Source organism: Xanthobacter tagetidis, from assembly GCF_003667445.1.
GTDB classification, from domain to species: domain Bacteria; phylum Pseudomonadota; class Alphaproteobacteria; order Rhizobiales; family Xanthobacteraceae; genus Xanthobacter; species Xanthobacter tagetidis.
Genome location: NZ_RCTF01000001.1, coordinates 90,388 through 103,118, shown reverse-complemented (window position 1 = coordinate 103,118; position 12,731 = coordinate 90,388). Strand labels below are relative to the sequence as shown.

General features: G+C 75.0%; 12 protein-coding genes. 2 read left to right on the top strand and 10 right to left on the bottom strand.

Going from position 1 to position 12,731, the window contains the following annotated elements:
- The first annotated feature begins 6 nt into the window (after positions 1-6).
- Positions 7-1,167, top strand: a complete 1,161-nt coding sequence (locus D9R14_RS00440) for a cobalt-precorrin-5B (C(1))-methyltransferase (RefSeq protein WP_121621330.1) — start codon at positions 7-9, stop codon at positions 1,165-1,167.
- Here the strand turns inward: D9R14_RS00440 and cobM are convergent.
- Genes cobM through cbiE form a run of 3 tightly spaced genes read right to left on the bottom strand, consistent with a single transcriptional unit; the run spans position 1,134 to position 3,614 of the window.
- A complete protein-coding gene (gene cobM / locus D9R14_RS00435; RefSeq protein WP_121621329.1) occupies positions 1,134-1,895 on the bottom strand; it encodes a precorrin-4 C(11)-methyltransferase in 762 nt (253 codons plus the stop codon). The genes D9R14_RS00440 and cobM overlap by 34 nt on opposite strands.
- The gene (locus D9R14_RS00430) at positions 1,892-2,275 is read right to left on the bottom strand and encodes a cobalamin biosynthesis protein (protein ID WP_121621328.1); all 384 of its coding nucleotides are present in this window, start codon (positions 2,273-2,275) and stop codon (positions 1,892-1,894) included. The genes cobM and D9R14_RS00430 overlap by 4 nt, the downstream gene beginning before the upstream one ends.
- A 37-nt stretch (positions 2,276-2,312) precedes the next feature.
- Positions 2,313-3,614: a precorrin-6y C5,15-methyltransferase (decarboxylating) subunit CbiE gene (gene cbiE / locus D9R14_RS00425; protein ID WP_121621327.1), complete on the bottom strand. Its 1,302-nt coding sequence runs from the start codon at positions 3,612-3,614 to the stop codon at positions 2,313-2,315.
- Here cbiE and D9R14_RS00420 point away from each other — a divergent pair.
- On the top strand, positions 3,613-4,386 hold the full coding sequence (locus D9R14_RS00420; protein WP_121621326.1) for a cobalt-precorrin-6A reductase: 774 nt from the start codon (positions 3,613-3,615) through the stop codon (positions 4,384-4,386). The genes cbiE and D9R14_RS00420 overlap by 2 nt on opposite strands.
- Here the strand turns inward: D9R14_RS00420 and D9R14_RS00415 are convergent.
- The 7 genes from D9R14_RS00415 to D9R14_RS00385 are packed head-to-tail and all read right to left on the bottom strand — an operon-like array spanning position 4,353 to position 12,684.
- Complete coding sequence (locus D9R14_RS00415; RefSeq protein ID WP_121621325.1) at positions 4,353-5,114, bottom strand: precorrin-3B C(17)-methyltransferase; 762 nt, start codon at positions 5,112-5,114, stop codon at positions 4,353-4,355. The two genes, D9R14_RS00420 and D9R14_RS00415, sit on opposite strands and share 34 nt — an antisense overlap.
- Positions 5,111-5,836 (bottom strand): precorrin-2 C(20)-methyltransferase, encoded by a 726-nt coding sequence (locus D9R14_RS00410; protein WP_121621324.1) that lies wholly within the window; start codon positions 5,834-5,836, stop codon positions 5,111-5,113. The genes D9R14_RS00415 and D9R14_RS00410 overlap by 4 nt, the downstream gene beginning before the upstream one ends.
- Complete coding sequence (locus tag D9R14_RS00405; RefSeq protein WP_170168428.1) at positions 5,833-6,477, bottom strand: precorrin-8X methylmutase; 645 nt, start codon at positions 6,475-6,477, stop codon at positions 5,833-5,835. The genes D9R14_RS00410 and D9R14_RS00405 overlap by 4 nt, the downstream gene beginning before the upstream one ends.
- Positions 6,474-7,865, bottom strand: a complete 1,392-nt coding sequence (cobG, locus tag D9R14_RS00400; protein WP_121621323.1) for a precorrin-3B synthase — start codon at positions 7,863-7,865, stop codon at positions 6,474-6,476. Before cobG ends, D9R14_RS00405 begins: the two co-directional genes overlap by 4 nt.
- On the bottom strand, positions 7,862-11,188 hold the full coding sequence (cobN, locus tag D9R14_RS00395) for a cobaltochelatase subunit CobN (protein ID WP_121621322.1): 3,327 nt from the start codon (positions 11,186-11,188) through the stop codon (positions 7,862-7,864). Before cobN ends, cobG begins: the two co-directional genes overlap by 4 nt.
- Positions 11,189-11,212: 24 nt before the next feature.
- Positions 11,213-12,247: a cobalamin biosynthesis protein CobW gene (gene cobW / locus D9R14_RS00390; RefSeq protein WP_121621321.1), complete on the bottom strand. Its 1,035-nt coding sequence runs from the start codon at positions 12,245-12,247 to the stop codon at positions 11,213-11,215.
- Positions 12,244-12,684: a DUF1636 family protein gene (locus D9R14_RS00385; RefSeq protein ID WP_245420447.1), complete on the bottom strand. Its 441-nt coding sequence runs from the start codon at positions 12,682-12,684 to the stop codon at positions 12,244-12,246. Before D9R14_RS00385 ends, cobW begins: the two co-directional genes overlap by 4 nt.
- Positions 12,685-12,731: the final 47 nt, after the last annotated feature.

Sequence of the window (12,731 nt, the reverse complement as noted above, 5' to 3'; positions counted from 1 at the left end):
CAGGCCATGAGCGTTGCGCCCGAAACCGATGGCCCGTCCGATCCGGAACCCGGCGGCCCGCATCTGCGGCGCGGCTGGACCACCGGCACCTGCGCCGCCGGCGCCGCCAAGGCGGCGTTCGCGGCCCTGGCGACGGGCGCCTTCCCCGATCCTGTGGAGGTGAGGCTCCCCGGCGGCCAGCGCCCCGCCTTCGCGCTGGCGCGGCAGGACCTGGGGGAGGAGAGCGCCACCGCCGGCATCGTCAAGGACGCCGGCGACGACCCGGACGTGACCCACGGCGCGCTGGTGCTCGCCACCGTGCGCCGCGGCGCGCCGGGCGCGGGCGTCACCTTCGCCGCGGGGCCGGGGGTCGGCACCATCACGAGGCCGGGCCTGCCCTTGCCGCCGGGCGAGCCGGCCATCAACCCCGTGCCGCGCCGCATGATCGCCGAAGGGATCGCCGAGGTGGCCGCGGCGCACGGCCTCGCGCCCGACGCCCACGTGGAGATCTCCATCGCCGACGGCGCGGCATTGGCGCTGAAGACGCTCAACCCGCGCCTCGGCATCCTCGGCGGGCTCTCGGTGCTGGGCACCACGGGGGTGGTGATCCCATTCTCCTGCTCGGCCTGGATCCACTCCATCCATCGCGGCATCGACGTGGCCCGGGCCATGGAGATCGGCCATGTGGCCGGCGCCACCGGCTCCGCCTCCGAGGCTGCGGTCCAGGCGCTGCACGGTTTGCCCGAGGTGGCGCTGATCGACATGGGCGACTTCGCCGGCGGCATGCTGAAATATCTCGCCGCCCACCCGGTCGGGAAGGTCACGGTGGCGGGCGGCGTCGCCAAGATGACGAAGCTGGCGCAGGGCCGCCTCGACCTCCATTCCAAGCGCGGCAACGCCGACCTTCCCGCCCTCGCCGAGCTTGCGCGCGGGGCGGGCGCGAGCGAGGAGGTGGCGGCCGCGATCGCACAGGCCAACACCGTGGCCCATGCCTTCGCCATCGCGGCGGAGGCCGGCATCGCGCTCGGCGACGCGGTGGCGCGCGGCGCCTGGGAGACCGCGGCGGGCGCGCTCCGGCGCGGCGACGTGCTGCTGGAGATCGTCGTGTTCGATCGCGACGGCGCGCTCCGGGGCCGCGCGCCCTTCGCCCCGGCTCACGCGCCGCCTCCCCGGAAGCGGCGCACATAGTCGCGGTCGTAGAGCGCGCTCTCGCGGAAATCGCCGGCCGCGAGCGCGCGGCCCACCAGGATCAGCGCCGTGCGCGTCATGGGCTCGGCGGCGAGCTTGCCCTCGATGTCGGCAAGGGTGCCCGTGACCACCCGCTCCTGCGGCCAGGTGGCGCGCTCCACCACCGCCACCGGGCAGTCGGCCCCGTAATGCGGCGTCAGCGCTTCCACCACCGCGCCCAGCACATGCACCGCGAGGTGGATGGCGAGCGTCGCGCCGGTGGCGGCGAAGGCTTCCAGCCTTTCCCCCTCCGGCATGGCGGAAGCACGGCCGGAGACGCGGGTCAGCACCACGCTCTGCGCCACCTCGGGCACGGTCAGCTCGCGCCCGACCAATGCCGCCGCCGCGGCGAAGGCCGGCACGCCGGGGGTGAGCGTATAGGGAATGCCGCGTCGCTCCAGGCGGCGCACCTGCTCGGCGACCGCGCTGTAGAGCGACAGGTCGCCCGAGTGCAGCCGCGCCACGTCCTCGCCCGCATCATGGGCGCGCATGAACTCCGCCTCGATCCGGTCGAGGTCGAGCGGGGCGGTGTCGACGATGCGCGCTCCCGGCGGGCACCAGGAGAGCAGCTCCGGCGCCACGGTGGAGCCGGCATGGAGGCACACCGGACAGCGGGCGATGAGATCGCGTCCGCGCACCGTGATGAGGTCGGCCGCGCCGGGACCGGCGCCGATGAAATGGACGGTCATGACGCGTCGCGCCGCACCAGGGCGCAGGTCACGGGGCCGAGCGCGAGGCGCGGGCCGAGCAGCTGCGCCTGCGCGCCGCCCGCCGCCAGCGCCGCTGTCTCCGCCGCCGACGGCACGCGCAGCAGCGCGACCACCCGCTCGGAACGGGTCTTGGTGCGGTTCGAGGCGGCCTCAAGCTGGGTCTGCGGCACCAGGACCAGCGGCAGCCCGAGCGCTGCCGCCGCCTCGCTGATCCCGGCCTCTCCGCCCTTCACGGCGGGGGCGGCGATGAGGCTGACGTCCGCGCGAGCCAGATCGGCGCGCGCCAGCGCCGCGTCGAGGGCGGCGAGCACCTCGTCCTGCGATACGCCCCGCTTCGAGCCGATGCCGGCGACGATCATCTTCCTTCCTCAACCCTTCGCCTTGACGCCGGCGCTTTCAGGCCTTCGCCTTTACATGCCGCCACTGGGTCACCGGCATGGCCGAGCGCCAGCCGGTGAGCCCCTGCACCGGCGCCGCGCGCGACAGCGCGATCCGCACGAGATCGCCGCCCAGCCGCGCATGGGCGGCGAGCAGCAGCGCCTCGGTCTGCAGCGTCACCGCGTTGGCCACCAGCCGCCCGCCGGGCTTCAGCGCCTCCAAAGCGGTGTCCAGCAACCGCGTCCGGCTGGCGCCGCCGCCGACGAAGATGACATCGGGCGGGGGCAGGCCCGCAAGGGCCTTGGGTGCCGCACCCTCGACAATCTGGAGGTGCGGCACGCCGAGCCGCTCGGCATTGCGCGCCATGCGGGCGGCGCGGGTGGCGTCCTTCTCGATGGCGATGGCGGACAGCGAGGGATCGCTGAGCAGCCACTCGATGGAGACCGAGCCCGATCCGCCGCCGATGTCCCACAGCAGTTCGCCCCGGCGCGGGGCGAGGGCGGAGAGGGTCAGCGCCCTGATCTCGCGCTTGGTGATCTGCCCGTCATGCTCGAACAGCTCGTCGGGAAGGCCGTTGGCAAGGGTGAGAACCGGTGCGCCCTCCGCCATCTCGATCTCGATGGCGACGAGGTTCAGCGGCTGGATGCCGACGAGGTCGAAGCCATCCGCCCGTGCCGCCCGGATGCGCTCGCGCGGCCCGCCCAGCGCCTCCAGCACCGTGAGGCGCGAGGCGCCGCAGCCGTATTCGGCAAGCAGGCGCGCGACCGCTGCGGGGCCGTGCTCGTCCGACGTCAGGGCAAGGATGCGCGCCCCGGGCTGGAGAAAAGGCCGCAGCCGGCCGATCTCACGACCGTGCAGCGAGACCTGCGCCGTCTCCTGGAGCGGCCAGCCGAGCCGCGCGGCGGCGAGCGCGAAGGCGGAGGGGCCGGGGACCACCCGCATCTCGTCCGCCGGAACGTGGCGCGCCAGCACCGCGCCGACGCCGTGGAGCATGGGGTCGCCCGAGGCCAGCACGCACACGGCGCGCCCGCGGGCGGCGAGCACCGGATCGATCGCGAACGGGCTCGGCCATGCGTGAGCCTCGCCGCGGATGAGCGCCTGCGCCAGCGCAAGGTGGCGCGCGCCGCCGAACACGATCTGCGCGCCTTCGATCTGAGCCCGCGCTGCCGGCGAGAGCCCGTCCGGTCCGTCCTCGCCGATGCCGACGATGGACAGCCAGCGCCCATCTGCGGCAGGTTGCGCCCCCTTGGATGCGGCCTTCGGAGACCTCGGCGCCTTGGACGATGCGGATGCGGTGGGTGATTTCGGCGACCTAGCCATGGCGCATGTGCTCCTTCTGGGCGGCACGGGCGAGGCGCGCGCACTCGCAGGGCGCCTTGCCGGCCGGCCGGGCCTGCGCGTGACGCTTTCGCTCGCCGGGCGCACCCTCGCGCCGGCGCCGCAGCCCGTGCCGGTGCGCGTGGGCGGGTTTGGCGGGGCGACCGGGCTCGCGGATTATCTCAAGGCGGAAGGCATCGCGGCGGTGATCGACGCCACCCATCCCTACGCCGCCCGCATCTCCGCCAATGCGGCCGAGGCCTGCGCCGCCGCCGGCGTGCCGCTGCTGGCGCTGCGGCGCCCGCCGTGGGAGCGACGGGAGGGCGACCGCTGGCGCGAGGCGGTGGACGTTCCCGCCGCCATCGCCGCCTTGGGAGCCGCGCCGCGCCGCGTGTTCCTCGCGCTGGGGCGCAACGAGGTGCGCGCGGCGGAGGCGGCGCCGCAGCATTCCTATGTGGTGCGAAGCGTCGATCCCATCGCGCCGCCGCTCGCGGTTCCGGATGCGCGCTACGTGCTCGGCCGCGGCCCGTTCACGCAAGAGGGCGACCGGGCGCTGCTCGCCGCCCACGGCATCGACGCCATCGTCGCCAAGAACAGCGGCGGCGCGGCCACCTACGGCAAGATCGCCGCGGCGCGCGCGCTGGGAATCGGGGTGATCCTGATCGCCCGCCCGCTCATGCCGGACGGGCCTGCGGTGGATGACATCGGCGCCGCCGAGGCCTGGCTGATGGCGACGCTCGCTCACCGCGCCGGCCCCGCCGAACGCGGGGCGTAGACCAGCGGCGGCAGGCCGTCGCGATGCACCACCCGGCTCTCCGCCGAGCCGACGATGATGCAGGTGGCCATGTCGGCGAGCTCCGCGCGCGCCTCGGCGAGCGGCACAACGGCGATCGCCTCGTCCGCCCGCCCGGCGGCGCGGCCGAACACCACCGGCACGGTTTCCGGCAGCGCCGCCCGCAGGAGGTCGAAGGCGCGCCCGAGCTGCCACGGCCGCGCCCGGCTGACGGGATTGTAGAGCGCGATGACGAAGCCCGCCTCGGCGGCGAGCTTGAGGCGCTTCTCCACCAGGTCCCAGGGCTTCAGATTGTCGGAGAGCGAGATGGCGCAGAAATCGTGGCCGAGCGGGGCCCCGGCGCGCGCGGCCACCGCCAGCATGGCGGTCACGCCCGGCACCACGGCCACGTCGAGCGTGCGCCAGCGGGGCGGCCCGGTCTCGATCGCCTCGCACACCGCCGCCGCCATGGCGAACACGCCGGGGTCGCCGCCCGAGACCATCGCCACCTTCGCCCCCGCCGCCGCCGCGTCGAGCGCAGCGCCCGCGCGCTGGAGCTCCTCGCGGTTGTCCGAGGCGTGGCGGCTCTGGCCGGCGCGCTCCGGCAGCCGGGCGAGATAGGGGGCGTAGCCGAACAGCGCATCCGCTTGCGCCACCGCCGCCTGCGCCTCAGGCGTCATCTGCCCGGCGGCGCCGGGGCCGAGGCCCACCACGGTGAGGCGCCCGCTCACGCCGCCTGCTCCCAGCCCGGCACCAGCACGATGGAGAAATAGGGCGCCTTTGTCTCCTCGCGCGTCGCGAGCGGCACCAGCGCGCAGCCGGACATGGTGCCGCGCTCCACATAGAGCGCCTTCTCCAGCCGCCCGGCGGCGGCGAGCGCGCGGCGGATCTTCGGCAGGTTGCGGCCGACCTTCATGACCACGCAGGCATCCGCCTCGCGGAAGCGGCGCGTCAGCTCCGCTTCGTCGAGCGTGCCGGGCACTACCATCAGCACGTCGTCGCCCTGGGCGATGGGCGTCCCGGCCTGCGACCAGCAGCCGGACATGCCGGTGACCCCGGCGATGACGGTTGAGGGAAAGCGCGGCGCGAGGCGCACATGCAGGTGCATGTAGGAGCCGTAGAACAGGGGATCGCCCTCGCTCAGCACCGCCACCCGCCGCCCGGCCAAGAGATGCTCGGCCACCGCCGCCGCCGAGACGTCGTAGAACGCGCTGATGGCGGCCCGGTATGCGGCGTCGTGGCGGTGGATCTCGGTGGTGACGGGATAGAGCAGCGGCAGTTCCGCCGTGCCCTCGGATATGTGCGCGGCGGCGATGGTGCGGGCGTGGCTGACGTTGCCGGCCTTGGCGAAATAGGCCACCACGTCCGCCTCGGCGAGCGCGCGCACCGCCTTCAGCGTGATGAGCTCGGGATCGCCGGGGCCGACGCCCACGCCGGTGAGATGGCCCCTCATATGCCGCTCCGCGCCAAAGCGTTGAGGGCGGCGGCGGTGATGGCGCTGCCGCCCAGCCGCCCCGCGACGATGGCGAACGGCACGCCGCGCGGGTTCTGCGCCAGTTCGTCCTTCGATTCGGCGGCGCCCACGAAGCCCACCGGCATGCCGAGGACGGCGGCCGGCTTCGGTGCGCCCTTGTCCAGCATCTCCAGAAGGTGGAACAGCGCGGTGGGCGCATTGCCGATGGCGACTACGGCGCCGTCCAGCCTGTCGCGCCACAATTCCAGCGCCGCCGCCGAGCGGGTGGTGCCGAGCTTTTCAGCAAGTGCCGGCACCGCAGGATCGCGCAGGGTGCAGATCACCTCGTTTCCCGCCGGCAGGCGGGCACGGGTGACGCCATGCACCACCATCTGCGCGTCGCACAGGATCGGCGCGCCGGCGTTCAGCGCGGCGCGGGCGGCGGCAACGAAGCCTGGACCGAAGCGGAAGAAATGCGCCGCCTCCACCAGCCCGCAGGCATGGACCATGCGCACCGCGACGTCGGCCTCGTCCTCGGAGAAGCGGGAGAGATCCGCCTCGGCGCGGATGATGGCGAAGGAGCGCGCATAGATGGCGCCGCCGTCGCGCTCATAGGCGGGCACGGTGGGAGCGCCGCTCATGCCAAGGGCCCCGATGTCTTGCGTTCCGCCATCGTCTCTTCCGGCATCCTGTTTTCCGTCCCGGCGGCGGCCGGGCTAATCCGCGCCATCACGGCGCGGCTGTCTTCTCCGGCGCGGCGGCCCTCAGCCGCCGCGCGCACCAACGCTTCCAGCCGCGGCAGCAGCGCCGCGAGGGGGAAATCCGCCCGCATGGCCGCGCCCGCCGTGCCCTCTCGCACGAGGGCGATGCCTTCGTCCATGCCCACGAGGGTCAGCGCGGCCTTCGCGGGATGCGCGCAGCCCTTGGCGCAGGCGGAAAGATGCACCGTGATCGAGCCGTCGAGAATGGGCGCCAGCGCCGCCGCGACCTCTCCCGCCGCCGCCCGCGCAGGCACTAGGCCCGAGCGGCAGGCCGGCGCGCCGGGGCAGGCGGCGACCGACAGGCGCGGGTCGTCCGGCGCGGTGATGAAGCCGAGCGTCGCCGCCTCGGCGGCGAAGGCGTCTGCGCCCTCGGGTGAGAGCCCCACGGCGAGAAGCGCCCGTCCCGGCGCCGGGCGAAGGTCGCGCGCGCCAAGGCGGCGGGCGGCGTCAGCGAGCGCCGCGAGCGGCTCCGCCTCGATCTGGCCGAAGGGAAGGCCGATGCCCTGGGCGACGGTGCCGTCCGAGAGTGGAAGGCGGCCGATCGGCCGCACGGCACGTCCGGGCGCCATCCTCTCCTGTCCGGGCGTCGCCTCCCCCCCTGCGGTGGGGGAGAGGCTGGCATCCCCAGCCAGCACGTCCGCCATGCGCGCGCCGGTGCCGAGGTCGGCGACGCGGCCGAGAAGATCGAGCACCGCTTCCGCCGCTTCCGCCTCCGGCAGCACCGCGAACGGGCGCGCGGTGGCGGCGTCGCCCGCCAGCGCCAAGGCCCAGTGCGCGGTGCCGGGCACGGCGACGAGCCGCACGTCGGCGCTCAATGCATCGAGCGGGATCGCGCCGCCGCTATCCAGCACCACCGAAACCTTGGGGCCGAGCCGCGCCGCAAGCCCGCGCGCCGCGATGCCGGCGGCGATGCGCCGGGCCAGCGGGCGCGCATCGGCGGTCTCCGACGGATCGAGACCGGCGAGCGGGGACACGTCGAGCGGCACGCTCTCGCGCGGAGCGATGGCGAGCGCATTCACGGCGGCTCTCAGGCCGTCGATGGTTTCGGCCGAGAGGCCGCGCAATTGCAGGCTGCCGCGTGCGCTCACCTCCAGCAGGCCATTGCCGAAGGCGCGCGCCGCGCCGGCCAGGCCCTTGACCTGCTCCGGGGCGAGCGCGCCCTCGGCAGGCACCAGGCGCACCAGCAGGCCGTCGCCGGTCTCCATGGGGCGCGACAGCGCCGGGCAGGCGCCGCGCCGCTCGGGGGGGATCGGGCGGGCGGCCGTCATTGCGCCGCCTCCGCCCGGAGCGCGGCGAGGTCGGCGTCGAGGTCGTTGCGGCGCGGGTGCCACAGGCCGCGGCGGCGCGCGTCCGCGAAGCGCGCTGCCATGGCCTGCGCCGCCTCGGGGTTCTGGTCGAGCAGGAAGGCGCGCACGTTGCCGTCGCCGAGATAGGCCGCGTGGAGCCGGTCGAGCAGGGCGGAGGGCACGGCCTCGGTGGTCTCGGCGAAGGCCACCAGCCGGTCGACGGTCTCCACAAGCTCCGCCGCGCCGCGCGGGCCGTGGCGCATCTGGCCGGCGATGAAGACCGGGGAGACGCGGCCATGGACCAGCAGAGCGAGCGCCTCGCCGAGCGAGCGCCCGCGCGGGCGGGCGGGGTCGCGGGTGTCGAGCATCACCAGATGGGCCTTGCGGCCGAGTGCATGGGCCGCCGCCGCGAAGCCGCCGACGAAGGCGGCGTCGGCGCCGCCGTCCAGCAGATCGCGCGCGGCGTCGTCCCAGCCGTGCACCAGGCCGTCCGCCTCCGCCATGCGGTCCGCGAAGGCGCCGGGCGCCGGCCGCGCGGTGCCCTCGGCGCCGCCGAATGCGTGGGATGCGGCGGCGAGATAGTCGCGGCCCAGATCGGCGCGGTCCTCGAACGCGCCGCGGGCGAGCCTCGCCTCGATGCCGGAGCCATAGGCGCCCGGCGCCGAGCCGAAGATGCGCGCCGCATCGCCCCCCGCCGCGACCGCGGCGGCAAGCGGGTTGTCGGCGGCCTCCTCCTCCGTGCGCGCCGCCACCGCCCGCGCGGCGGCGTCGAGCAGCGCCAGCTGGGCGGGGAACACGTCGCGGAACAGGCCGGAGATGCGGAAGGTGACGTCGATGCGCGGCCGGCCGAGCGCGGCGGGCGGCAGCACCTCGATGCCGGTGACGCGTCCGGTGGCGGCGTCCCACAGCGGGCGGCAGCCCATCAGCCACAGGCCCTGCGCCATCTCCTCGCCACCGGTGCGCAGCGCCGCGCTGCCCCACAGATCGAGCACCAAAGTGCGCGGGAAGTCGCCCTGTTCCTGGAGGAAGGCGCGCACGATCTCGTCCGCCTGGAGCCGCGCGAGGTCGCAGGCGGTGGGGGTGGGCACCGCGCGCGGATCGGCGGTGAAGAGATTGCGTCCGGTGGGCAGGACGTCCGCGCGTCCCCGCCCCGGCGTGCCGGCCGGGCCGGCGGCGACGAAGCGGCCGTCGAGCGCGGCGATGAGCGCGGCACGCTCCGCCGCGGCGCTGGCGTGGCGCAGCGGGTCCGGTTCGTCGTCCGGCACCGCCCCGAAGACGTGCAGGCCGTCCTTCACCGCGAGGTCCTTCAGGTCGCACAGCCAGGCGTCGATGCGGCGCAGCGCCTCGTCCGGATCGCTCTCGCCCGCGATCCCTGCGGTGGCGGCAAGCCCGCTCTCGCGCGCGGTCGCCACGATGAGCGACGCGAGCCGCTCGCGGCGGCGTCGGTCGAGGCCGTCCGCCTGGGCATATTCGTCCACCAGGCGCTCCAGCCGCGCCTCCGCCTCGGTCAGCCCGGCGCCCGCGAGCGGCGGCGGCAGGTGGCCGATGGTGAGCGCGGCCAGCCGCCGCTTCGCCTGCGCCGCCTCTCCCGGGTTGGAGACGATGAAGGGATAGACCACCGGCAGCGCCGCGGTGGCTATCTGCGGGAAGCAGGCCGGGGTGAGCGCCACCGCCTTGCCCGGCAGCCATTCGAGCGTGCCGTGCGCGCCGAGATGCACCACGGCGTGGGCATCGAGCCCTTGCTGCAGCCAGGCGCCGAAGGCGAGGAGGGCATGGCGCGGCGGCAGCGCCGGGTCGTGATAGTCCGCGCGTCGGTCGAGGCTCGTTCCCCGGTCCGGGGCGAGCGCGATGGTGACGTTGCCGAAGGTGGCGTGGCGCACCTGGAAGGCGCCGGCCTCAAGGTCGCGATCCGCCTCCGGCGCGCTCCACGCGGCTGTCACCGCATCGCGCGCCGTCTCGGGCAGGCGGGCGAAGTGCGCCGCATAGGCCGCGTGGGCAAGCGCCGGCGCCGGCTTCAGCGCCTCCAGCAGCGCACGGGCATCGTCGGGCACCGGGCCGACGCCGTAGCCGGCGTCCTGGAGCAGGTGAAGCAGCCGGCGGGCACTCTCGGGCACGTCGAGGCCCACCGCATAGCCGGTGCGGCCGGGCGCGCCGGGATAGTCGGGCAGGATCACGCACAGGCGCCGCTCGGCGCGCGGCGTTGCCGCGAGGCGGGCGAAGGCCGAAGCGCGGTCCGCCACCTGCGCGATGAGCGCGTCTTCCGGGCGGTTCACGGCGGCGGAGAAGCCGAGGTCGGCGTCCTCGGCCGCCAAATCCTTGAAGGAGAGGGCGCCGGCCAGCACCCGCCCGTCCAGTTCCGGCAGCACCACGTGCATGGCGAGGTCGGCGGCGCACAGGCCGCGCGGGCTCGCGTCCCACGCCGCGCGCGCCGTGGTGGCGGGCACCGCCTGGAGCACCGGCGGGCCGCCGGGCGCGAACAGACCTTCCGCCTCCCCGGCGGCGAAGGCGGTGGCGGTGATGACCAATGCGGGATCGAAGCGGGCGACGGCGTCGCGCACCGCCGCGCGGCAGCCGGCGGCCTTGAGGCTCGACACGAACAGCGGCACCGGCGCAAGGCCGCGTGCGGCGAGCGCATCGGCGAGCCGCTCCAGCGGGGCGGCGTCGCCGGCCAGCCACATGGAGCGGTAGAGGATCAGCAGCGCCGCCGGACCCTCGGGCGCCAGGGCGGCGCCGGCGAGCGAGAAGGCGCCGTCCGGCGCGCGCGTGAGCAGGCCGGAGGGCGGAACCGGCCGAGGGGCAGGCGGCGTCTCCCCCTGGGCGCCAGCGGCGAAGGCCATGCAGTCGAGGAGGCCGGAGAGATTGTCCGGCCCGCCGGCGCGGAAATAAGCGAGCCAGCGCGCCAGCTCGATAGGCGGCAGCGTCGAGAGCGCGGCGAGGCGGGCATCGTCCTGGTCCTCGCCCGGCAGCAGCGCCAGCGCGATGCCCTTCTCCCGCGCCAGCGTCGCGAGGCGCTCTGCTCCGTAGCGCCACCAGTCGAGCCCGCCCAGCTGGCGCACCACGATCACCTTGGCGTGGGCCGCGACCTTCTCCAGCCACAGATCCACCGACATGGGGTGCCTGAGGTCCTTCAGCCGCACGAGGCGCAGGCTCGGCAGGCGGCCGCGACCAGCCCGCCATGCTGCGGCGAGCGCGAGGAGGTCGCTGTCGGCGAAGGAGAGCGCCACCATGTCCGCGGGTGCCTGGGCGAGGTCCACCGGCTCGGCGAGGTCCTCCAGTGTCGCGGACGTGGTGGAGAGGAGGTGCATGGCGGTTTCGCTCGCGTTCCAGCCTCAGCCGAGGATCGCCTGCTCCACCGCCGTGCGGTCGAAGCCCTTGAGGCCGATCACCACCAGCGCGCCGCGCCGTGCCTCGCCCGCGCCCCACGGCCGGTCGAAATGGTGCGACACGCGCGGGCCGACGCCCTGCACCAGGAGGCGCATGGGCTTGCCGGCCACCGCCGCAAAGCCCTTCACCCGAAGAACGTCGACAGCCTCGGCGGCGCGCGCCACCCGCCCGGCGAGATCGGCCGGGTCGGCGATCTCGGGAAGCGGCACGACGAAGCTGTCGAAATCGTCGTGGTCGTGGTCCTCTTCGTCGTCGTGGTGGGTGCGGCGGGCGTCGATCTCGTCCTCCACGGCGAGGCCGAGGCCGAGCAGCGCGGCGGGATCGACCTTGCCCTGCGTGACCGTGATCACCTTCACGGCGCGCGGCAGATGGGCGGCGATGCGGGCGCCGGCGGCCTCGGCTGCGGCGCCGTCGATCAGGTCGCCCTTGGAGATGACGACGAGGTCGGCGCAGGCGATCTGGTCGTCGAACACCTCCTCCACCGGATCCTCGTGGTCGAGGCTCGCGTCGGCGGCGCGCTGGGCGTCGAGCGCGTCGTGATCGCTGGCGACGCGCCCTTCGGCAAGCGCGGGGCCGTCCACCACGGCCACGACGCCGTCCACCGTCACCCGGCTCTTCACAGCCGGCCACTGGAAGGCCTGAACCAAAGGCTTCGGCAGCGCGAGGCCCGAGGTCTCGATCAGGATGTGGTCGGGCGCGCGGGCGAGGATCTTGTCCAGCGCCGGCACGAAGTCGTCCGCGACCGTGCAGCACAGGCAGCCGTTGGCCAGCTCGACGATGTCCTCTTCCGCGCAGGCCTCGACGCCGCAGCCCTTCAGGATCTCCCCGTCGATGCCCACGTCGCCGAACTCGTTGACGATCACCGCGAGGCGCCGGCCGCCGGCATTCTCCAGCATGTGGCGGATCAGGGTCGTCTTTCCCGAGCCGAGGAAGCCGGTGACGATGGTGCAGGGCACGCGGGCGAGGGAGGGCGCGGTCATGGACGGTCCTTGCTGGGAAAGAGAGGCGGAATGCGCGCCACCATGCCGCGCTTCAGGCGCTCGGGCCGGCCGCGCCAGGGCATGAGGCCGTCTTCGGCCGCGGCGAGCAGGCGCGCGCCTTCGATGAGGTCGGGTGCGCTCGCGCCGTCGAGGTCGCCGAACACATAGGTCCAGCCGTCGGCGCGGACGATCGCGGCCGAGAGCGCGCGCTTGCAATTGGCGAGGCACCGCACGGGCTCGATGGCCGCCGCAGCCCGGGCGCCCTCGGCACGGGCAGCCGCCAGCAGCGCCTCGCCTCGGGCCGGCCTGCCGTCGCCCTCGGCGCCGCAGGTGACGCAGACGAACAGCGTCACCGGCGCGGCCGGGCGCTCCGCGGGGGCGGGCGCCGCGGAGGCGGTCTCGTCGGTCACGGGGGAAGACGGCGCGGCGCGCTCCACCTGGCAGATTCCATGGGTGCGAGGCCGCCTGCGCGAGCGGGCGTGAA